General features: G+C 62.3%; 19 protein-coding genes. 12 read left to right on the top strand and 7 right to left on the bottom strand.

Annotation, left to right across the window (positions count from 1 at the left end; all coding sequences use genetic code 11):
- Positions 1-29 precede the first annotated feature (29 nt).
- From MRBLPB4O_RS23855 to MRBLPB4O_RS23845, 3 genes are read left to right on the top strand one after another with little or no spacing between them, the layout of a single operon-like run.
- Positions 30-1,466 carry a cytochrome ubiquinol oxidase subunit I gene (locus MRBLPB4O_RS23855; protein ID WP_049275004.1) on the top strand — a complete coding sequence of 479 codons (1,437 nt, stop codon included), beginning with the start codon at positions 30-32 and terminating at the stop codon, positions 1,464-1,466.
- A gap of 3 nt (positions 1,467-1,469) precedes the next feature.
- Positions 1,470-2,477, top strand: a complete 1,008-nt coding sequence (gene cydB / locus MRBLPB4O_RS23850; protein ID WP_132842577.1) for a cytochrome d ubiquinol oxidase subunit II — start codon at positions 1,470-1,472, stop codon at positions 2,475-2,477.
- A 9-nt stretch (positions 2,478-2,486) separates the two neighbouring features.
- Positions 2,487-2,642 carry a DUF2474 domain-containing protein gene (locus MRBLPB4O_RS23845; RefSeq protein WP_016489104.1) on the top strand — a complete coding sequence of 52 codons (156 nt, stop codon included), beginning with the start codon at positions 2,487-2,489 and terminating at the stop codon, positions 2,640-2,642.
- Positions 2,643-2,730: 88 nt separating this feature from the next.
- Here MRBLPB4O_RS23845 and MRBLPB4O_RS23840 read toward each other — a convergent pair whose 3' ends face one another.
- Complete coding sequence (locus tag MRBLPB4O_RS23840; RefSeq protein ID WP_341796781.1) at positions 2,731-3,855, bottom strand: methyltransferase; 1,125 nt, start codon at positions 3,853-3,855, stop codon at positions 2,731-2,733.
- Positions 3,856-3,950: 95 nt separating this feature from the next.
- A complete protein-coding gene (locus MRBLPB4O_RS23835) occupies positions 3,951-4,658 on the bottom strand; it encodes an autoinducer binding domain-containing protein (protein WP_341796780.1) in 708 nt (235 codons plus the stop codon).
- Between the two features lie 211 nt (positions 4,659-4,869).
- Here MRBLPB4O_RS23835 and MRBLPB4O_RS23830 point away from each other — a divergent pair, with 211 nt between their 5' ends.
- Positions 4,870-5,646, top strand: coding sequence for a ferredoxin--NADP reductase (locus MRBLPB4O_RS23830; protein WP_341796779.1), 777 nt, complete (start codon positions 4,870-4,872; stop codon positions 5,644-5,646).
- 34 nt (positions 5,647-5,680) lie between these two features.
- Here MRBLPB4O_RS23830 and mscL read toward each other — a convergent pair whose 3' ends face one another.
- On the bottom strand, positions 5,681-6,100 hold the full coding sequence (gene mscL, locus MRBLPB4O_RS23825; protein ID WP_341796778.1) for a large-conductance mechanosensitive channel protein MscL: 420 nt from the start codon (positions 6,098-6,100) through the stop codon (positions 5,681-5,683).
- Between the two features lie 177 nt (positions 6,101-6,277).
- Between mscL and radA the strand changes: the two genes are divergently transcribed.
- Positions 6,278-7,648: a DNA repair protein RadA gene (gene radA, locus MRBLPB4O_RS23820; RefSeq protein ID WP_016497929.1), complete on the top strand. Its 1,371-nt coding sequence runs from the start codon at positions 6,278-6,280 to the stop codon at positions 7,646-7,648.
- A gap of 233 nt (positions 7,649-7,881) precedes the next feature.
- Here the strand turns inward: radA and MRBLPB4O_RS23815 are convergent, their stop codons facing one another.
- Both MRBLPB4O_RS23815 and MRBLPB4O_RS23810 read right to left on the bottom strand, forming a co-directional pair.
- Entirely contained in the window at positions 7,882-9,399 is a 1,518-nt protein-coding gene (locus tag MRBLPB4O_RS23815; RefSeq protein ID WP_016497930.1) for a nucleobase:cation symporter-2 family protein, read from the bottom strand.
- A 263-nt stretch (positions 9,400-9,662) separates the two neighbouring features.
- Positions 9,663-10,028, bottom strand: coding sequence for a PilZ domain-containing protein (locus MRBLPB4O_RS23810; protein WP_341796777.1), 366 nt, complete (start codon positions 10,026-10,028; stop codon positions 9,663-9,665).
- A gap of 177 nt (positions 10,029-10,205) precedes the next feature.
- Here MRBLPB4O_RS23810 and MRBLPB4O_RS23805 point away from each other — a divergent pair, with 177 nt between their 5' ends.
- The 3 genes from MRBLPB4O_RS23805 (at position 10,206) to yjiA (ending at position 13,610) form a co-directional block, all read left to right on the top strand.
- The gene (locus MRBLPB4O_RS23805) at positions 10,206-12,272 is read left to right on the top strand and encodes a carbon starvation CstA family protein (RefSeq protein ID WP_341796776.1); all 2,067 of its coding nucleotides are present in this window, start codon (positions 10,206-10,208) and stop codon (positions 12,270-12,272) included.
- Positions 12,273-12,289: 17 nt separating this feature from the next.
- Positions 12,290-12,487 carry a YbdD/YjiX family protein gene (locus MRBLPB4O_RS23800; protein WP_003251633.1) on the top strand — a complete coding sequence of 66 codons (198 nt, stop codon included), beginning with the start codon at positions 12,290-12,292 and terminating at the stop codon, positions 12,485-12,487.
- Positions 12,488-12,632: 145 nt separating this feature from the next.
- Positions 12,633-13,610 carry a GTPase gene (gene yjiA, locus MRBLPB4O_RS23795; protein ID WP_258654005.1) on the top strand — a complete coding sequence of 326 codons (978 nt, stop codon included), beginning with the start codon at positions 12,633-12,635 and terminating at the stop codon, positions 13,608-13,610.
- On the opposite strand, the gene MRBLPB4O_RS23790 is transcribed toward yjiA, so the two are convergent.
- A complete protein-coding gene (locus MRBLPB4O_RS23790; RefSeq protein WP_341796775.1) occupies positions 13,570-15,057 on the bottom strand; it encodes a methylenetetrahydrofolate reductase C-terminal domain-containing protein in 1,488 nt (495 codons plus the stop codon). The two genes, yjiA and MRBLPB4O_RS23790, sit on opposite strands and share 41 nt — an antisense overlap.
- Positions 15,058-15,265: 208 nt before the next feature.
- Here MRBLPB4O_RS23790 and MRBLPB4O_RS23785 point away from each other — a divergent pair, with 208 nt between their 5' ends.
- A complete protein-coding gene (locus MRBLPB4O_RS23785) occupies positions 15,266-16,066 on the top strand; it encodes a 5-methyltetrahydropteroyltriglutamate--homocysteine methyltransferase (RefSeq protein ID WP_341796774.1) in 801 nt (266 codons plus the stop codon).
- A 61-nt stretch (positions 16,067-16,127) separates the two neighbouring features.
- Here MRBLPB4O_RS23785 and MRBLPB4O_RS23780 read toward each other — a convergent pair whose 3' ends face one another.
- Positions 16,128-17,306 carry an acetyl-CoA C-acetyltransferase gene (locus MRBLPB4O_RS23780; RefSeq protein ID WP_341796773.1) on the bottom strand — a complete coding sequence of 393 codons (1,179 nt, stop codon included), beginning with the start codon at positions 17,304-17,306 and terminating at the stop codon, positions 16,128-16,130.
- A gap of 174 nt (positions 17,307-17,480) precedes the next feature.
- Between MRBLPB4O_RS23780 and MRBLPB4O_RS23775 the strand changes: the two genes are divergently transcribed.
- The 3 genes from MRBLPB4O_RS23775 (at position 17,481) to fabV (ending at position 19,738) form a co-directional block, all read left to right on the top strand.
- Positions 17,481-17,747: a PepSY domain-containing protein gene (locus MRBLPB4O_RS23775; RefSeq protein WP_016489091.1), complete on the top strand. Its 267-nt coding sequence runs from the start codon at positions 17,481-17,483 to the stop codon at positions 17,745-17,747.
- Positions 17,744-18,277 carry a cytochrome b/b6 domain-containing protein gene (locus tag MRBLPB4O_RS23770; RefSeq protein ID WP_016497938.1) on the top strand — a complete coding sequence of 178 codons (534 nt, stop codon included), beginning with the start codon at positions 17,744-17,746 and terminating at the stop codon, positions 18,275-18,277. The genes MRBLPB4O_RS23775 and MRBLPB4O_RS23770 overlap by 4 nt, the downstream gene beginning before the upstream one ends.
- Positions 18,278-18,526: 249 nt before the next feature.
- On the top strand, positions 18,527-19,738 hold the full coding sequence (gene fabV, locus MRBLPB4O_RS23765; RefSeq protein ID WP_016497939.1) for an enoyl-ACP reductase FabV: 1,212 nt from the start codon (positions 18,527-18,529) through the stop codon (positions 19,736-19,738).
- Positions 19,739-19,830: the final 92 nt, after the last annotated feature.

The raw sequence follows: 19,830 nt of genomic DNA, 5'->3' as shown, positions 1-19,830 counted from the left end.
GACGCCGGATTATCTGAAGAGGAAGCACCATGTTCGGAATAGAGGCCTTAGAGCTCGCCCGAATGCAGTTTGCCTTTACCGTTTCGTTCCACATCCTGTTCCCGGCCATCACCATTGGCCTGGCGAGCTACCTGGCAGTCCTCGAAGGCCTCTGGCTGCGGACCCACCAGCAGGTCTACCGTGACCTCTATCACTTCTGGTCAAAGATATTTGCCGTCAACTTTGGCATGGGCGTGGTCTCGGGCCTGGTCATGGCCTACCAGTTCGGTACCAACTGGAGCCGCTTCTCCGACTTTGCTGGCGCCGTCACCGGCCCGCTGCTCACCTACGAAGTACTCACTGCCTTCTTCCTTGAAGCCGGTTTCCTCGGTGTCATGCTGTTCGGCTGGAACCGTGTCGGCCGCGGCCTGCACTTCTTCTCCACGGTGATGGTGGCAATCGGTACGCTGGTTTCCACGTTCTGGATCCTGGCCTCCAACAGCTGGATGCAGACCCCCCAAGGCCACGAGATCATCGATGGCCGGGTGGTGCCGGTGGACTGGTTTGCGGTGGTGTTCAACCCATCGTTCCCCTACCGGCTGATGCACATGGCCACGGCCGCGTTCGTTTCCACGGCGTTCTTCGTTGGCGCCTCGGCGGCCTGGCACCTGCTGCGCGGGCGTGACAACCCGGCGGTGCGCAAGATGCTGTCGATGGCCATGTGGATGGCGTTGATCGTTGCCCCGATCCAGGCGGTGATCGGCGACTTCCACGGCCTCAATACGCTCAAGCACCAGCCGGTGAAAATCGCGGCAATCGAAGGCCACTGGGAGAATGTGCCTGGCGAGCCGACCCCGCTGATCCTGTTCGGTATCCCCGACATGAAGGCCGAGACCACGCGCTTCAAGGTCGAGATCCCGGCGCTCGGCAGCCTGATCCTGACCCACAGCCTGGACAAGCAGGTGCCGGCGATGAAGGAATTTCCGCCTGAGGACCGGCCTAACTCGACCATTGTCTTCTGGTCGTTCCGGATCATGGTCGGGCTCGGCTTGCTGATGATCTTCGTTGGCCTGTGGAGCCTCTGGCTGCGCAAGCGCGGCACGCTCTACACCTCGCGCCCGTTCCTGTATGTGGCGCTATGGATGGGGCCTTCGGGGCTGATTGCGTTGCTGGCCGGCTGGTTCACCACCGAGATCGGCCGCCAGCCCTGGGTGGTGTATGGCCTGATGCGCACGGCGGACGGTGTGTCCAACCACAGCTACGCCCAGCTTGGTTTCACCTTGGTGGCCTTCGTGGTGGTGTACTTCGCCCTGTTCGGCACCGGCCTTGGCTACATGATGCGCCTGGTGCGCAAAGGGCCGCAGACCGGCGAAGGCGACGAGCACACACCGGGCGGCCCTGGCCAGAAACGCACGCCGGCGCGGCCATTGTCTGCCGCCGATGATGGCCATGAGGCCAAGACTGCCAGCCTGAGCAAGGAGGACTGAGCCATGGGTATCGACCTTCCGCTGATTTGGGCCGTGATCATCATTTTCGGCGTCATGATGTACGTGGTGATGGACGGTTTCGACCTGGGCATCGGCATGCTGTTCCCGTTCGTCAAGGGCGAGCAGGACCGTGATGTGATGATGAATACCGTCGCCCCGGTGTGGGACGGCAACGAAACCTGGCTGGTCCTGGGCGGCGCCGGGCTGTTCGGGGCGTTCCCGATGGCCTATGCCGTGGTGCTCGAAGCCCTGTACCTGCCACTGATCCTGATGCTGATCGGCTTGATCTTCCGTGGCGTGGCCTTCGAGTTCCGCTTCAAGGCCACGGCAGACAAGCGTCATATCTGGGACAAGGCGTTCATCGGGGGCTCACTGGTCGCCACCTTCTTCCAGGGCGTGGCCCTGGGCGCCTTCCTCGAAGGCTTCAAGGTGGTCGACCGCCATTTTGCCGGTGGCACACTCGACTGGCTCACGCCGTTCAGCCTGTTCTGTGGGGTGGGGTTGATCGTTGCCTACACCCTGTTGGGGTGCACCTGGCTGATCATGAAGACCGAAGGGCCGCTGCAACAAAAGATGCATGACCTGGCCCGGCCTCTGGCGCTGGTACTGCTGGTAGTGATCGGTATCGTCAGCCTGTGGACGCCGATCGCTTATCCACAGATCGCCGACCGCTGGTTCAGCATGCCTAACCTGATCTGGTTCATGCCGGTGCCGCTGCTGGTACTGGTGACCTTCTACGGGCTGCTCAAGGCGGTGGCACGCCATGCGCACTACACGCCGTTCCTGCTCACCCTGGTGCTGATCTTCCTCGGCTACAGCGGCCTGGGCATCAGCCTGTGGCCGAACATCATCCCGCCGTCGATTTCGATCTGGGATGCCGCAGCGCCACCGCAAAGCCAGGGCTTCATGCTGGTGGGCACACTGTTCATCCTGCCGTTCATCCTCATGTATACCTTCTGGAGCTACTACGTGTTCCGCGGCAAGGTGACCCATGAAGACGGCTATCACTAGGAGGGCCGCATGATGACCGGCAAACATGGCCTGGAAGAGAAGAAACCGCTGTGGCAGCGACTGGGTTGGCTGGTGCTGATCTGGGCAATGAGCGTTGCAGCCCTGGGGGTGGCGGCGTGGGTGATGCGGCTTTTCATGGGGGCTGCGGGCCTTACCACCCATTGAGTAAGCCAGCTCCCACAGGTTAGCTACTGCCCTTGGGCAACGCTGAACCTGTGGGAGCTGGCTTGCCGGCGATAGGGCCGGTACAGGCTTACTTGCGGGCTTTCAGGATGACGAACTTGGGCGTCGCCGCCACCTGCTCCACCCCCCGGAACAACCGCGCCAGCTTGCTGTGATAGCCCAGGTGCCGGTTACCCACGATATACAACGCCCCACCTACCACCAGCGCCTCACGCGCCTGCTGGAACATGCGCCAGGCAAGGAAATCGCCCACCACCTGCTGCTGGTGGAACGGCGGGTTGCACAGCACCACATCGAGCGACTGCTTCTCCACCCCTGCCAACCCATCAGCCGCGACAAAAGTCGCCGGGCGCTCGCCCAGCGCGGCTTGCCAGTTTTCCTGCGCCGATTGCACCGCCATGTACGATTCGTCGACCAGCGTGTACTGGGCATCCGGGTTGGTCAGGGCGCTGGCAACGGCCAGCACGCCATTGCCGCAGCCCAGGTCTGCAACCCTCGCGTTGCCCAGGTCGCGTGGCAAATGCGGCAGAAATGCCCGGGTGCCGATATCCAGGCCTTCACGGCAAAACACGTTGGCGTGGTTGACCAGCTCCAGTGCCGGCGCGTCGAGACGGTAGCGGCTCGGGTAGGGCGAGCGGGCAACCGGCCGTTCGGCGAGCGTTGCGGTCAGCAGACGGGCCTTTTTCTGGGCCAGCGAGGCCTGCACCGGGCCAATGTACTTTTCCATCAGGTCGCCGGCTGCGTGTGGCAAGTGCTTGATCATCGCCCCGGCAATCACTTGCGCGCCAGGCGCCAGGTGGCCCTGCAGGCGGATCAGTTGTTCTTCAAGCAAGGCCAGGGTCTTGGGCACGCGCACCAGCACCCGGTCGAACGGGCCTTGCCAGCGTTCGCTGGCCGGTACGAAGGGCACGCTGTCGAACGGCAAGCCGTTGCGCGCCAGGTTCTTTTCCAGGGCCAGGTGCGCCAGGTGCGAATCGCCGCTGCTGACCACCTGCAGCCGGCCTGCCAGGCTGGCCGCCAAGGCACCGAAGCTGTCATTGAGCACCAGCACCCGGCAGTTGGCGTCGGGTGCCTGTTCGTGCAACTGCGCAAGCAGGTACTCGTCGGCGGCATCGAAAGCCTGCAACGGGTCGTTGGCCTGTTCCGGCTGGCGGATCAGGTCGAGTTCGGCGTAGGGGGTGGTCAACAGGGGCATGGCGTCTGGCTCGGGTATAAACTGCCCGATGCGGTTCGCCCCGGGCTTTGCCGGGCAATTCTACAGGGCTTTGCCCAAGGTCGCAGGTTTGAAGGTCAGATCCAGCCACGCATGGCGGCGATGGCGATGGCGCCTGCTTTGTTGGCGGCGTTGGTCTTGGTAATCACGCTGCGGATATGGAAGTTCACCGTGCTCTGCGACAGTGAGAGGATGCAGGCCACATCGGCTGCGGTCTTGCCGGCGGCCGACCATTTCAGCACTTCCAGTTCTCGCTCGCTCATTTTTGGTTGCGGTGGGCACAGTGCGTTCAGGTGGTGTTCGCCCAGTACTGCATGCAGGGTATGGCACAGCCACTGAACGCTGCCGGCCTTGTCGTAAAGCTCGACGATGTCGATTTTTTCGGCTGGCCTGGCCACGCTGATCTGGCTCTCGTTGTGCTGCAGGTCGTGCAGTGATTGCGTCCAGCCATGGCGCAAGCCGTGCAGGCAGGCCGCTTCGCGAAACTGCGGGGCTTCACGATACAGTTCGTCGGTCCACAGCACCGGCATGGTCGAGCTATGGCTGACGTTGGCGGCCGGGTCCTGCTTGTAGAACTCATCGCGTTGGTAGCGCTCGATCCACTCATCCGGGTAGTTGCTGTAGAGGTACACCCTGGGTGTCTGGGTGGCGATCTGGATGCGCATATTCAAGCCGAGGTATTCCATGCCCAGGTCTTGTGCCAGATGTACTGCGATGTCGAACAACTTCCGTGGCCTGCGCTCGTTGACGAACGCATGAAGGTGTTCGGGATTCCAGTGAAGCATCTGAAGCTCCTCGGGGTCTCGGATCCAATCCATTTGGGTACCCGGAACATTGTAGGAAAAGACCTACCATGGCGTTGGGATTATTTTGTTATAGCGATCTGGTTTTTCTGCAACTTCGGCACGATCACCCCTGATGAGGCCCTACAAAGCAGTGGTTTTTATCCGGGCCACTTTGCGCGACACTGTGCGCACGTCAAACCTGGAGCCCGATATGACCGCTAGCGCCGAAAAGTTCACCCGCCAGACCCTGCTCGATGTTCAGCCGCTCACGCCGAACCTCTTCAGCCTGCGGGTTACGCGCGATGCGGGGTTCCGCTTCCGGTCCGGCCAGTTTGCCCGCCTTGGCGTGACCAAGGCCGATGGCAGCGTGGTGTGGCGCGCCTATTCCATGGTCAGTGCACCCCATGACGAGCACCTCGACTTCTTCTCCATCGTGGTGCCAGGCGGGGAGTTCACCAGTGAGCTGAGCCGCCTGGGGGCGGGTGATACCTTGCTGATCGACCGCCAGGCTTTTGGCTTCCTTACCCTTGACCGCTTCGTAGGTGGCCGCGACCTGTGGCTGCTGGCGACCGGCACCGGAATTGCGCCATTCATGTCGATCCTGCAGGACTTCGAGGCCTGGGAGCGTTTCGACCGCATCAAGCTGGTGTATTCGGTGCGCGAGGCGAAAGAGCTGGCTTACGTGGATGAAATCGCCGGGCTGGAGCAGCGCGATTACCTGGCTGAGTACGCCGGCAAGTTGCAGTTCATTCCGGTGGTGACCCGTGAGCAGCACCCGGGGGCACTGAATGAGCGCATTACCACGCTGATCGAGAATGGCGACCTGGAGAAGGCAGCAGGGCTGGAGCTGTCGCCGGAACATTCGCGGGTGATGTTGTGCGGCAACCCGGAGATGATCGACGAGACGCGCAAGGTGCTGAAGGCGCGTGACCTGCAACTGAGCCTTAGCAAGCGGCCGGGACAGGTGGCTGTGGAAAACTACTGGTAATGCTTTTGGGGCCGCTGTGCGGCCCCCAGCAACCTCAAGGCAGCCGATTCTGGTTCTGCGTCTTGAGCAGATCGCGAATCTCGGTCAACAGGGTTTCTTCAGCGGAAGGCACTGGCGGCACAGTCGGTGCCACAGCTTCTTCACGCTTGAGCCTGTTGATTGCCTTCACACCTATGAAGATGGCAAAGGCAACGATCACGAAGTCGATCACGGTCTGGATGAACTTGCCATAGGCCAGCACCACTGCCGGAATATCACCTTCGGCTGCCTTCAGGGTAATGGCCAGGTCGCTGAAGTCCACCCCGCCGATCAACAGACCCAGTGGCGGCATGACCACGTCTCCGACGAAGGACGAGACGATCTTGCCGAAGGCTGCGCCGATGATGATACCGACCGCCATGTCGACGACATTGCCTTTGACCGCGAAGGCCTTGAACTCACTGATCATGCCCATATTTGGTTCCTTGTAACAAAAGGTAAGGTTAACGCAGTGTAAGCCACTAAAACGCTTCATGCGTTGTGTTCAGGGCTACTGACTGCGCTTAGAACGAATAGTTTTGTCGCATCCCGAAGCGTTCGAGACACGTCAGGCTCGGCTATCATGGCGGTTTTTTTCCAGGAGACCCCATCCATGGCCAAGGCCAAGCGCTTGTATGGCTGCACCGAGTGCGGCGCGACCTTCCCCAAATGGGCCGGCCAATGCGGCGAATGCGGGGCCTGGAACACCTTGGTCGAAACCATGATCGAGAGCGGCGGTGCCGCTGCGCCCAGTACTGGCCGCGCCGGTTGGACCGGGCAGCAAGCGCAGATCAAGACCCTGGCCGAAGTCAGCGTCGAGGAAATCCCGCGCTTCACCACCAGCAGCACCGAACTGGACCGCGTGTTGGGCGGCGGCCTGGTGGATGGCTCGGTGGTGCTGATTGGTGGCGACCCGGGCATCGGCAAGTCGACCATCCTGCTGCAGACCTTGTGCAACATCGCCGTGGGCATGCCGGCGCTGTATGTCACGGGTGAGGAGTCGCAACAGCAGGTGGCCATGCGCTCGCGGCGCCTGGGCTTGCCCCAGGACAAGCTCAAGGTGATGACCGAAACCTGCATCGAAACCATCATTGCCACGGCACGCGTCGAGAAACCGCGGGTGATGGTGATCGACTCGATCCAGACCATCTTCACCGAGCAGTTGCAGTCGGCACCCGGCGGCGTGGCCCAGGTGCGTGAGAGCACGGCGCTGCTGGTGCGTTACGCCAAGCAGAGCGGTACGGCGATCTTCCTGGTCGGCCACGTGACCAAGGAAGGCTCGCTGGCCGGCCCGCGGGTACTGGAGCACATGGTCGATACCGTGCTGTATTTCGAAGGTGAGTCCGACGGCCGCCTGCGCCTGTTGCGAGCGGTGAAAAACCGTTTTGGCGCGGTCAACGAACTGGGCGTGTTCGGCATGACCGACCGGGGCCTGAAAGAGGTGTCCAATCCGTCGGCGATTTTCCTTAACCGTACCCAGGAAGAAGTGCCGGGCAGTGTTGTGATGGCGACTTGGGAGGGCACCCGGCCAATGCTGGTCGAGGTACAGGCACTGGTCGACGACAGCCACTTGGCCAACCCGCGCCGGGTAACCCTGGGCCTGGACCAGAACCGCCTGGCCATGTTGCTGGCGGTGCTGCACCGCCACGGCGGTATTCCCACCCACGATCAGGACGTGTTCCTCAACGTGGTGGGCGGGGTCAAGGTGCTGGAGACGGCTTCGGACCTGGCGTTGCTGGCGGCGGTGATGTCCAGCTTGCGTAACCGGCCACTGGCCCATGGGCTGCTGGTGTTTGGCGAGATCGGCCTGTCGGGCGAGGTGCGGCCGGTGCCCAGTGGCCAGGAGCGGTTGAAGGAAGCGGCCAAGCATGGCTTCAAGCGCGCCATCGTGCCCAAGGGCAATGCGCCGAAAGAGTCGCCGGCGGGGCTGCAGGTTATTGCCGTCACCCGCCTGGAACAGGCCCTGGATGCATTGTTCGAGTAATTCATGACCTGTCAGGGGACTCGCCGCCTCAGGATGGCGCGGTACCTGTAGGAGCAGCCTTGTGCTGCGAAGAGGCCGATATGGCCAGCAGATTTGTATGGGCAGCAATGGCCTCTTCGCAGCACAAGGCTGCTCCTACAAGGAGCGGGCAAACCCGCGAAAGGGCCAGTACAGTCAAACGAAAAAGGGGCCGACGATGCGCGTCGGCCCCCCACTCACCGCTCAGTCAGCGGTCAATGCTCGGCAACTGCCGCACGCCTGACCGTCTGGTTGCCATGCTCGTCCAGTTCCAGCAATGGCACTTCATTTCCTTCGGCATCGAACAGCTTGCCATCCTTGAAGTAGTCGCCATCACGCAGTGCGGAAATGTCGGAGTACTGGATGGTGCGTTCGTACGCTGCGGCGAACACGGACTGGTTTTCCGAGTTGCCGGTGGTGAAGTGGTTGAAGATCAGGTTCAGCAGGATGGCCATGATCGCCGCCGAACTGATGCCCGAGTGGAAGATGGTCTCGAACCAGTTCGGGAAGTGGTGGTAGAAGGTTGGCGCGGCAATCGGGATCATGCCGAAGCCCAGCGAAGCGGCGACGATGATCAGGTTGACGTTGTTCTTGTAGCTGACCTTGGACAGGGTGCGGATACCACTGGCCGCCACCGTGCCGAACAGCACGATGCCCGCACCGCCCAGTACCGGGGTGGGTACTGCAGCAATCACCCGGCCCATGACCGGCAGCAGGCCGAGCACCACCAGGATCACACCGCCCGTGGCCACCACGTAACGGCTCTTGACCCCGGTCACGGCCACCAAGCCAACGTTCTGGGCGAACGCGCTCTGGGTGAACGAGCCGAAGATCGGCGCCAGGATGCTCGATGCCATGTCGGCGCGCAGGCCGTTGCCCAGGCGCTTGGAGTCGACCTTGGTGTCGATGATCTCACCCACGGCGAGGATGTCGGCCGAGGTTTCCACCAGGGTTACCATGATTACGATGCACATCGACAGGATCGCGGCGATGTGGAATTCCGGCATGCCGAAATGGAACGGCGTGGGGAAGGCGAACATCGCACCTTCGGTGACCTTGCTGAAGTCGGTCATGCCCAGCGCCCAGGCGATCAGGGTACCGAGCACCATGGCCAGCAGGATCGACAGGCGCGAGATGGTCGCGCTGCCCAGCTTGCTCAGCAGCAGCACGATGGCGAAGGTCAGCCCCGCCAGGCCGATGTTGGCCACGCTGCCGAATTCCGGCGAGGCGCTGTTGCCACCCATCACCCAGCGTGCAGCCACCGGCATCAGGGTCAGGCCGATGGTGGTGATGACGATACCGGTCACCAGCGGCGGGAAGAACTTGGTGATGCGCGAGAACACCGGGGTGATCAGGAAGCCGATCAGCGATGCTGCCATGACCGCGCCGAGCACGCCTGGCAGGCCACCGCCGCCCTCGCTGCTGAGGATCGCCCCCATGGTGGCCACACCGGCGAACGACACGCCCTGCACCAGCGGCAACTGGCAGCCGAAGAACGGCAGGCCGAGGGTTTGCAGCAGGGTGGCCAGGCCACCGGCAAACAGCGAGGCAGCAATCAACATGCCGATTTCGGCGCCGTTGAGGCCTGCGGCCTGGCCCAGGATCAGGGGTACCGCGACGATCCCTCCGTACATGGTCAACACATGCTGCAGACCGTAAGCCAGGTTGGCACCAAGCCCGAGGTTTTCATCCTCGGGGCGCTTGGCGGGAGACGTGCTAGGGGACGTAGTCATGGAGCAGGCTCTCTGTTTATTTTTGTGTCGCTACTGTAGACAGTTCCGGCAAATGATTACCACAAGAATTGTATACAATATTTTGATCGGAGCGCGCACAAGGGCGGTCGCCGGATGTGCGAAAACCCAATGCAGAAGGCGTACCAACTCACCAAATGCTGTATTAGAGGGGTGTGTACAAAGTGCTGCTACCCAGGCTTAAAGCTGTCTGGGTAGACAGGAAACACATCGGGGGGAGGCTATTAGCTAGCTAAGAGATTTCATTATTCGATGAGTTCGCGCAGCTCACGCATCATTTCGGTGCTGTCGGCCACGTTCAATTCCACAAGACGGTGCAAGTGGCTCATCGAATCGATGTCGATGTACAGGCAGATGAAGCCCAGCCGGTCCGGTTCTTCGTGGCGCAGTTCGACCTGCATCTGCACCTCGGTCACTTCGTCGTTGAGCAGGATGTAGGCTTCGAAGTCCTGGCTCAGGTCGGGATCCCAGGGTTTAGGCCTTTCGACCAGCAGGCCCTTGAGGGACAGGTCGAGCAGTTTCACCTCCCAGCAACGTTCGCCCTGGCACAGCCTGGTCGGGGCGTCGAACTGGATACGCTGGAAACGGCGGCGTTCGTCGTGATCGCTCATGGCGTGGATCCTCGGGTAGGTCCTAAAGTGACATCCTGACTATAGTTAGAAGGGTATGTGCATCAGGTACCGCAATCTGGCCGCAGAGGCTCTAGACCAAAGCAAGTGTGGCAATGCGCCTTGACTCGCCCTAGACTCGGTGGGCGGTCTTTCCAATCCACCAGCTGGAAGCTAACCATGAACAACAATAATAGCCTGCTACGCCACATTCCGTGGCTGGCGCTGGCAGTCATAGGGGCCTGCGCGCTGGGTGTGGTCGCCCTGCGTCGCGGTGAGGCAATCAACGCCTTGTGGATCGTGGTCGCGGCAGTGGCCATCTACCTGGTTGCCTACCGTTACTACAGCCTGTTCATCGCCACCAAGGTGATGCAACTGGACCCGCGCCGCGCTACCCCGGCGGTGCTCAACAACGACGGCCTGGACTACGTCCCGACCAACAAACACATCCTCTTCGGTCACCACTTCGCTGCCATCGCCGGCGCAGGCCCCCTGGTCGGCCCGGTGCTCGCCGCGCAAATGGGCTACTTGCCCGGCACGCTGTGGCTGATCGCCGGCGTGGTGCTGGCCGGTGCGGTGCAGGACTTCATGGTCCTGTTCATGTCCACCCGCCGCAACGGCCGTTCGCTGGGCGACATGGTGCGCGAGGAGATGGGCCGCATTCCGGGCACCATCGCCCTGTTCGGCTGCTTCCTGATCATGATCATCATCCTTGCGGTGCTGGCGCTGATCGTGGTCAAGGCCCTGGCCGAGAGCCCGTGGGGCATGTTCACGGTGATGGCGACCATCCCGATCGCGATGTTCATGGGCATCTACATGCGCTACATCCGCCCGGGCCGCATTGGCGAGATCTCGGTGGTTGGCGTGGTATTGCTGCTGGCCTCGATCTGGCTGGGCGGCGTGATCGCTGCGGATCCGGTCTGGGGCCCGGCGTTCACCTTCACCGGCGTGCAGATCACCTGGATGCTGGTGGGCTACGGCTTCGTCGCCGCAGTGCTGCCGGTGTGGCTGGTGCTGGCGCCGCGTGACTACCTGTCGACCTTCCTCAAGATCGGCACCATCGTTGGCCTGGCCATCGGTATCCTGATCATTGCGCCCGAGCTGAAAATGCCGGCGCTGACCCAGTTCACCGACGGCACAGGCCCGGTGTGGAAGGGCACCCTGTTCCCGTTCCTGTTCATCACCATCGCCTGTGGTGCGGTGTCGGGCTTCCATGCCCTGATCTCTTCGGGCACCACGCCCAAGCTGCTGGACAACGAAACCAACGCCCGTTACATCGGCTACGGCGGCATGCTGATGGAGTCGTTCGTGGCCATCATGGCCATGGTCGCCGCTTCGGTGATCGAACCGGGCGTGTACTTCGCCATGAACAGCCCGGCCGCCGTGGTGGGTGCAGACGTTGCGTCGGTGGCGCAGACGGTCAGCAGCTGGGGCTTCCTGATTACCCCTGAGCAGCTTGAAGCCGTCGCCCGTGACATTGGTGAGCACACCATCCTGGCCCGTGCCGGCGGTGCGCCAACCCTGGCAGTCGGTATCGCGCAGATCCTGCACCAGGTGTTGCCAGGTGAAAACACCATGGCTTTCTGGTACCACTTCGCGATCCTGTTCGAGGCACTGTTCATCCTCACCGCAGTGGACGCCGGTACCCGTGCCGGGCGCTTCATGCTGCAAGACCTGCTGGGCAGCTTCGTACCGGCACTCAAACGCACCGAATCGTGGGGGGCCAACCTGCTCGCCACCGCTGGCTGCGTGGCAATGTGGGGCTATCTGCTGTACCAGGGCGTGATCGACCCGCTGGGTGGCATCAACACCCTGTGGCCACTGTTTGGCATCTCCAACCAGATGCTCGCCGGTATCGCCTTGATGCTCGGTACTGTGGTGCTGATCAAGATGAAGCGTCAGCGCTACATCTGGGTCACCCTGGTGCCGGCCGTGTGGCTGCTGATCTGTACCACTGCTGCAGGCCTGATCAAGCTCTTCGACCCGAACCCGGCCGTTGGCTTCCTGGCTTTGGCCAAGAAGTACAGCACCGCGCTGGACGCCGGCCAGGTACTGGCCCCGGCCAAGGACATCGGGCAGATGCAGCACGTGATCTTCAACGCCTACACCAACGCGGGCCTGACCATTCTGTTCCTGCTGGTGGTCTTCAGCATCCTGTTCTTCGCCATAAAGGTCGGCTACGGCGCCTGGGGCCGCAAGGAGCGCAGCGACAAGGAAACCCCGTTCCAGGCCTTGCCTGACGCGTAATCGAGAGGACTGCAATAATGTTCAACGACTTGGGTCGACTGGGGAAATACCTGGGGCAGGCAGCCCGCCTGATGGTCGGCATGCCCGACTACGACAACTATGTCGAACACATGCAGAAGACGCATCCGGACAAGCCGGTGATGAGCTACGAGGCGTTCTTCCGCGAGCGCCAGGAAGCCCGTTACGGTGGCAAGTCCGGGCCCAAATGCTGTTGAACCCTAAGCGTTGACCTGTCCGGCCTCATCGCCGGCAAGCCAGCTCCCACAGGTACTGCATAGGCCACAAGGTCTGTGCAGCTCCTGTGGGAGCTGGCTTGCCGGCGATGGGGCCACTGTTTTTTCCGCACAGGAGATGTTCTGCGTGCAGACGCCCATTCCCGTAACCGTACTTACAGGCTTCCTCGGTGCTGGCAAGACCACCTTGCTCAAGCACATGCTCAAGGCCGAGCACGGTCTGAAGATTGCCGTGATCGAAAACGAATTCAGCGAGGCCGGCATCGACAGCCAACTGCTGGGCGACGAGCCGGTGCAGGTGATGACCCTGGCCAATGGCTGCGTGTGCTGCAGCATCCACGGTGACCTCACCCGCGCCTTGTACCTGTTGCTCGAGCGCCTGGACGCAGGCGAGATTGCCTTTGACCGGCTGGTAATCGAATGTACCGGCCTGGCCGACCCGGCGCCGGTGGCGCAAACCTTTTTTATCGACGAGGACTTGCGTGAGCGCTACATCCTCGACGGCATCATCACCCTGGTCGACGCTGTTCATGCCGAACTGCACCTGACCCAGACCATCGCCCAGGCCCAGGTCGGCTTTGCCGATCGCCTGCTGCTGAGCAAGACCGACCTGGCCGAGCCGGCTGCGGTGCAGGCCCTGCGCGAGCGCCTGGCGCGCATCAATGGCCGGGCCGCCATCCGCGTTGTCGAACACGGCCGCATCGACCTGGCTGAGCTACTGGATGTGCGTGGTTTCAACCTCAACCCCGACCTGGGCGCGAACCTGAAACCGATGCTTCGCCCGGTGCTCAAGCCCGCCACCCCCGACCGTATCTCCACCATGGTGCTGCGCACGGAAACCGCGCTGGACATCGACCGCCTCAGCGGCTTCATGAATGAGTTGCTGGAAACCCACGGCAAACAGCTGCTGCGCTACAAGGGCGTGCTGAACATTGCCGGAGAAGACCGCAAGCTGGTGTTTCAGGGCGTGCTCAAGCTTTACGGTTTCGACTGGGATGCAGAATGGGCCGAGGGTGAAGCCCGCGAGAGCGTAATGGTGTTCATCGCCGATGAACTGCCCGAGGCTACGATTCGGGCTGGCTTCGAGGCGCTGGCTGCGGGCTGAGCCGGCGCGGCGTTGCGGCCTGGAACCACTGCGGCCATGAGCTGCGGTGGCGGGTTTCCACCTCGATGCACGGGATCAGGCGTTCGGTCAGCACCGCCGTTTGCCGCACTGCCTTTGCCGTACGGTATTTGACGCTGTGGATGCACTCGCGGTCGCCGAATTCACAGCGGTTCAGCGCGGTACCGCCGCAGGGGCCATTGGCCAGGCCTTTGGGGCAGGTTTCCGGGCAGACGTACAGGGTGTCTTCCAGGCGGCAGCGGCCGCAGGTATCGCAACCCACCAGCGGCCGTTTCACCGCACGTTCCACCTTGTGCAGCACTTGTGCGCCAAGGTGCGTAGCCCACAGCGGTCGGCGTACCGCCCAGCCAAATGCCTTGCTCAGGCTGTTGCGGCGGCTGAACAGCAGTGAATGCATGCCGTGCATCAGGTGATAGCGTGCTTTCTCTTTGAACGAGGCATCGACCCGCGACTCGCCCTGGCGCCAAGCCGCTTGTGGCGGGTGGAATATCACGGCCGGCAGCCCGGGCATCTGCCAACTGGCCTGCCAGGCGGGCGCCCACTGCTCCAGCGTGTGGATCTGGGTTTGCCAGTGCTCGACACGGGCTTCCAGGGCCAGCAGCTGCTTCAGTTCGTGAACCCCCGACAGGTGCACACCGGCGTAGCCCATCAGTTTCACGCCAATGATCTGCAACGCCAGGCGGTCGACGCTGCGTGCCTGGGCAAAGGCCTTGGACTGCGCAGTCTCCGCTTCGAGCATGTCACGCATGGACGGTGTAACAGTGACCCCGGCCACGTGGTCGAGCATTGCCGCGCGCCCGTGGGTGAGGCTCATCAGGCAGGCCAGCATCGGCTTGGGCGTGGGCTGGCGACGCATCCAGTGCATGGCTTCCTGATGCTTGGCGGCATCGAAACCTAGTTGCAGGGTGAGGAAGTCGGCGCCTGCTGCGAGTTTTTTCTCGGCCTTGAAAAACTGGGCGCCGCCTTCTTCCTCACAGTACTTGAACGGGTTCAGTGCAGCGCCCAGCAGCCAGTGCGGGCAAGCCTGGCGGGCAACCAGCAGGGCGGCGACCGATTCCAGGTAGCGCACCGGGCGCTGGCCAGGCTCGTGGCCGGGCAGGCGGTCGCCGGTCAGCAGCAACAGCTGGTCGAGGCCTGCGGCGTCCATGCGTTGCAGTTGGGCAAGCAGGTGGTGACGCTCGCGGTCCTTGCCGGAAAAATGCGGCAGGGCAGGTACCGGGTTGCTGAACGAGGCGAGGGCGTCCAGCGGCGACATGTCCAGCGGGCTGCCGACGCGATCGCCGATGGCCACGGTCATTGGCCAGCCGCACAGGTGCGCGCGGGCCATGATCGCTTCCATGGCGGCGAAGCGTTCTGCAGAAGGCTTGGGGACGAACTCCATGACGCAGACGAAGTTCTGTTCGCGCAGCGCGGTTTTCAGCAGGCTCATGTGGCCGGGCACCTGGTGTGGTCAGGGTGGCATTGTGCGGCAGAAGGCGGGCGGGGTCATGTCCGGATGCGCAGGTCGGTGCTCTGAATGAGACATCATCATGATCATGAAAAAATCTTGGGTTCATCTCAAATTTAATGAGTTTGTCTCAAACCGGTCTCAACCGGACAATCCCCTCATTCATTTATGCAGGCTGAAGGGACAATACATGGCACTGGCACACAACCTGGGCTTTCCACGCATCGACCACGACAGCGAGCTACGTGCCCGCCACTGGCAGGTGCAGAGAGAGGCCGGCATCGAACTGCTGCCAGTGGGCGACTTTGCCTGGTTTGACCAACCGTTCGACCTGGGCTGGGCGCAACTTTTCGACGAAGTGGCACAGGCCAAGGCCTTGGGGCATGCGGTCAAGCCAGTGGTGATCGGCCCATTGACCTATCTGTGGCAGGGCGAAACCAACGACGGCATCGACACGCTGGAGCGCCTCGAACGCCTGCTGCCGCTGTATGACCAGCATCTCAACCGCCTGGCTACCCTGGGTGTCGAGTGGGTGCAGATCGATGAGCCGATTCTCGCCGAAGACCTTCCACAGGACTGGAAAAACGCTTTCGAGCGCGTCTATAACATTCTTCAGCGCGCGCCGCTTAAGAAGCTGATTGCCACCTACTCTGGTGGCCTTGGAGGCAACCTCGGCCTGGCCGCGAACCTGCCGGTCGATGGCCTGCACATCGACCTGGTTCAGGCACCCGACCAGTACGTGACCATTCTCGATCGCCTGCCGGCCTACAAAGTGCTGTCGCTGGGCCTGGTCGATGGCGTCAACGCCGCGCCTTGCAATCTGGGAGAGACCTTGGACCTGCTGCACGATGCCCATGAGCGCCTGGGAGAGCGGCTGTGGCTGGCACCATCCTGCTCGTTGACGCGCAGCCCGGTGGAAGTGGCCGTGCAGAAGTGCCAGGAAGTGGCGGTGTTGGTTGCTGCACTGGAAGAGAACCGGGCTGCCGCTTGATTTTCGGCAGCCTGTGCCGGCCCGTTCGCGGGTGAACCCGCGAATAGGCCGGGCCTGCTGATCAGCGCTCGATCGCCAGCGCCACCCCTTGCCCACCCCCGATGCACAAGGTCGCCAGGCCTTTCTTGGCGTCCCGCTTGATCATCTCGTGCAGCAAGGTCACCAGCACCCGGCACCCGGAAGCGCCAATCGGGTGGCCCAGGGCAATCGCCCCGCCATTCACGTTGACCCGCGCAGCATCCCATTCCAGCACCTTGCCCACTGCCAGCGCCTGTGCGGCAAAGGCTTCGTTGGCTTCGATCAGGTCCAGTTCGGCCAGCTGCCAACCGGCCTTGTCCAGGCAACGCTGAGTCGCTGAAACCGGGCCGATGCCCATGATTGCCGGGTCTACCCCTGCACTGGCATAGGCGGCGATCTTCGCCAGTACTGGCAAGCCCAGGGCTTTGGCCTTGGCGGCACTCATCAGCAGCACGGCGGCGGCGCCGTCATTCAGGCTGGAGGCATTGCCAGCGGTAACGCTGCCATCCTTCTTGAACGCAGGACGCAGTTTGGCCAGGGAGTCAGCGGTGGTGTCCGGGCGTGGCTGTTCGTCCTGGGCGAACACTTTGGGCTCACCCTTTTTCTGTGGCAGCACGATCGGGGTGATTTCATCATCGAAGCGGCCGGCCTCGATGGCCGCCACGGCCTTGCGCTGCGATTCGGCGGCAAAGGCGTCCTGCTGGTCACGGCTGAGGCCGTACTTGTCCACAAGGTTCTCGGCGGTGATGCCCATGTGATAGTCGTTGAAGGCATCCCACAGGCCATCGGTGATCATGCTGTCGATCAGCTGGCCATGGCCCATGCGCTGCCCAGTGCGGGCCGAAGGCATCACATAGGGGGCCAGGCTCATGTTCTCCTGGCCACCGGCAATCACCACCTCGGCATCACCGCAACGAATGGCCTGGGCGGCCAGGTGCAAGGCCTTGAGGCCCGAGCCGCAGACTTTGTTCAGGGTCAGCGCCGGTACGCTGTAGGGCAAGCCTGCCTTGATCGCGGCTTGGCGTGCCGGGTTCTGCCCGGCGCCGGCGGTGAGCACCTGGCCGAGGATCACTTCGTCCACCTGCGCCGGGGCCAGCCCGGTCTGCTCCAGCAGGCGCTTGATCACGGCGGCACCGAGGTCTACCGCAGGTACCGTGGCCAGGGCGCCCTGGAAGCTGCCGATGGCGGTGCGGGTAGCGGCGACGATGACCACGTCGTTCATTTGTTGTTCTCCGTGCGATGGGCGTAATGCCCAAGCATCGGTGGCTTTGGCTCATTTGTTAAGTTTGTTTTTCTTTCGGATTGATGTGAAAAACAAATCAATGGGCGCTCGGCGTTCTATCCAACTAAGCTGAATTCCGTGCTGTTTTCACTCAACTGAATGGAGCTCATACTCATGCGCACCCTCATCGCCTTGATGCTACTGATCGGCAGCAGCACAGCATTCGCCGCCACCCAATGCACCACCGCAGACAAAAGCACCTGGCAAGACCAGGAAAAGTTCCAGGCCCAGCTCAAGGAGCAGGGTTACAAGATCAACAAGTTCAAGGTTACCAAGGGCAACTGCTACGAGATCTATGGTCTCGACAAGGATGGCCGCAAGGTCGAGATCTACCATGACCCGGTGAGCGGCAAGGCGGTCAAGTCCGAGTACCACGATTGAACAGCGACGGCACGGTGCAGCTGTGGGACCCGCTCCTGCGGCTGTGCCATCTCTCCATCGCCGGTGTGTTCTTCGCCGACTATTTTTTCAACGAAGAAGGTGACGACTGGCACCAGTGGCTGGGTTACTACGCACTGGCCTGTGTCGTGGTGCGCGTGGTCTGGGGCTTTGTCGGGCCACCCAGCGCGCGCTGGGCCGATTTCTGGCCAACCCCGGCGCGCCTTGCAGGGCATGCCCGTGCGCTGCTGCGCGGCGAGCCTTGTCATCGCCTGGGGCATTCGCCGATTGGCGCCCTGGTGATGCTTTTGATGCTGACCGGTATCGCAGGGCTGGTCCTGACCGGCTGGGCGTCCCAGGAGGTGGATGCGCTGTGGGGCGCAGATTGGCCGACCGACCTGCACAGTTGGTTGGCCGATGCGGTGTTGGCGTTGGTGTGTGTGCATGTGCTGGCGGCCATCTACGAGAGTGTGCGCCTGCGCGAGAACCTGCCGTTGTCGATGATCACCGGGCGTCGCCGACGTCGCGATTGAGGGGACCTGTATTGGCCTCTTCGCGGGCTTGCCCGCTCCCACAGGTACTGCACCGGCCTTGAGGTTGTGAACCATCTGTGGGAGCGGGCGAGCCCGCGACGAGGCCGGCACAGGAGAACCTTGGTTTTGCATCCTTTTGATCACCCCGTAATATGTGTCGGATAACCTGCAGGGGTAGTCTCACCCTCTGATCAATCGGAATCGCCCCAAGCGGCGCTTCCCCGGCATAAACCTGACGAGGTACAGACATTGGCCATCATTCATCCTAAGGTTCGCGGTTTCATCTGCACCACGACTCACCCGAAGGGCTGCGAGCTCAACGTCCGTGACCAGATTGAAGCCACCCGCAAGCTGGGCGTGCGCGAGGATGGCCCGAAGAAGGTCCTGGTCATCGGTGCTTCCAGTGGCTACGGCTTGGCAGCGCGTATCACCGCAGCGTTCGGTTTCAAGGCCGACACCCTGGGCGTGTTCTTCGAAAAACCAGGCACCGAAACCAAGGCCGGCACTGCTGGCTGGTACAACTCCGCTGCCTTCGACAAGTTTGCCAAGGCCGAGGGCCTGTACAGCAAGTCGATCAACGGTGACGCCTTCTCCGACGAGGCCCGTGCCAAGGTCATCGAGCTGATCAAGAACGAGATGGGTGGCAAGGTCGACCTGGTCATCTACTCGCTGGCCTCGCCTGTGCGCAAACTGCCGCAGACCGGTGAAGTCATCCGCTCGGCCCTGAAGCCGATCGGCGAGCCTTACAAGTCGACCGCCATCGACACCAACAAGGACACCATCATCGAGGCCAGCATCGAGCCGGCCACCGAGCAGGAAATTGCCGACACCGTGACCGTCATGGGCGGCCAGGACTGGCAGCTGTGGATCGACGCCCTGGCAGGCGCCAACGTGCTGGCCGAAGGCGCTCGCACCGTGGCCTTCAGCTACATCGGCAGCGACATTACCTGGCCAATCTACTGGCACGGTGCGCTGGGCCAGGCCAAGCAGGACCTGGACGAAACTGCCCTGCGCCTGGACCAGAAGCTGGCCGGCGAAGTGAAAGGCGGCGCCAACGTGGCCGTGCTGAAGTCGGTGGTTACCCAGGCCAGCTCGGCCATTCCGGTAATGCCGCTGTACCTGTCGATGGTCTTCAAGATCATGCAGGAGAAAGGCGTTCACGAAGGCACCCAGGACCAACTGGACCGCATGTACCGCGACCGCCTGTATCGCGCCGATGGTGCGCCGGCCGAAGTCGACGAGAAGGGCCGTCTGCGCCTGGACGACTGGGAACTGCGCGACGACGTGCAGAACGAGTGCAAGGCCCTGTGGCCACAGGTCACCACCGAGAACCTGTTCGCCCTGACCGACTATGCCGGTTACAAGAAGCAGTTCCTCAACCTGTTCGGCTTCGAGCGCGCTGACGTCAACTACGACGACGACGTGGCCACCGATGTGAAGTTCGACTGCATCGAGCTGTAAGAGTATTTACCTGTACTGGCCCATTCGCGGGTAAACCCGCTCCCACAGGAAATGCACCGCTTTCGAGCTTGGCATAATACCTGTGGGAGCGG

Origin of the sequence: Pseudomonas sp. LPB4.O (genome assembly GCF_038383825.1) — a bacterium.
GTDB classification, from domain to species: Bacteria; Pseudomonadota; Gammaproteobacteria; order Pseudomonadales; family Pseudomonadaceae; genus Aquipseudomonas; species Aquipseudomonas putida.
Note: the sequence above shows the minus strand (reverse complement) of the source record. Positions and strands in the feature narration are given on the sequence as shown.

Bases quoted from the DNA above. Each gene is read 5' to 3' on its own strand.
- MRBLPB4O_RS23775 (WP_016489091.1), top strand. From the start codon at position 17,481: ATGCGCACCCTCATCGCCTTGATGCTACTGATCGGCAGCAGCACAGCA.
- MRBLPB4O_RS23835 (WP_341796780.1), bottom strand. From the start codon at position 4,658: ATGCTTCACTGGAATCCCGAACACCTTCATGCGTTCGTCAACGAGCGC.
- MRBLPB4O_RS23840 (WP_341796781.1), bottom strand. From the start codon at position 3,855: ATGCCCCTGTTGACCACCCCCTACGCCGAACTCGACCTGATCCGCCAG.
- MRBLPB4O_RS23785 (WP_341796774.1), top strand. From the start codon at position 15,266: ATGGCACTGGCACACAACCTGGGCTTTCCACGCATCGACCACGACAGC.
- MRBLPB4O_RS23790 (WP_341796775.1), bottom strand. From the start codon at position 15,057: ATGAGCCTGCTGAAAACCGCGCTGCGCGAACAGAACTTCGTCTGCGTC.
- MRBLPB4O_RS23800 (WP_003251633.1), top strand. From the start codon at position 12,290: ATGTTCAACGACTTGGGTCGACTGGGGAAATACCTGGGGCAGGCAGCC.
- MRBLPB4O_RS23830 (WP_341796779.1), top strand. From the start codon at position 4,870: ATGACCGCTAGCGCCGAAAAGTTCACCCGCCAGACCCTGCTCGATGTT.
- cydB (WP_132842577.1), top strand. From the start codon at position 1,470: ATGGGTATCGACCTTCCGCTGATTTGGGCCGTGATCATCATTTTCGGC.
- MRBLPB4O_RS23845 (WP_016489104.1), top strand. From the start codon at position 2,487: ATGATGACCGGCAAACATGGCCTGGAAGAGAAGAAACCGCTGTGGCAG.
- MRBLPB4O_RS23810 (WP_341796777.1), bottom strand. From the start codon at position 10,028: ATGAGCGATCACGACGAACGCCGCCGTTTCCAGCGTATCCAGTTCGAC.
- MRBLPB4O_RS23815 (WP_016497930.1), bottom strand. From the start codon at position 9,399: ATGACTACGTCCCCTAGCACGTCTCCCGCCAAGCGCCCCGAGGATGAA.
- MRBLPB4O_RS23780 (WP_341796773.1), bottom strand. From the start codon at position 17,306: ATGAACGACGTGGTCATCGTCGCCGCTACCCGCACCGCCATCGGCAGC.
- mscL (WP_341796778.1), bottom strand. From the start codon at position 6,100: ATGGGCATGATCAGTGAGTTCAAGGCCTTCGCGGTCAAAGGCAATGTC.
- MRBLPB4O_RS23805 (WP_341796776.1), top strand. From the start codon at position 10,206: ATGAACAACAATAATAGCCTGCTACGCCACATTCCGTGGCTGGCGCTG.
- radA (WP_016497929.1), top strand. From the start codon at position 6,278: ATGGCCAAGGCCAAGCGCTTGTATGGCTGCACCGAGTGCGGCGCGACC.
- MRBLPB4O_RS23855 (WP_049275004.1), top strand. From the start codon at position 30: ATGTTCGGAATAGAGGCCTTAGAGCTCGCCCGAATGCAGTTTGCCTTT.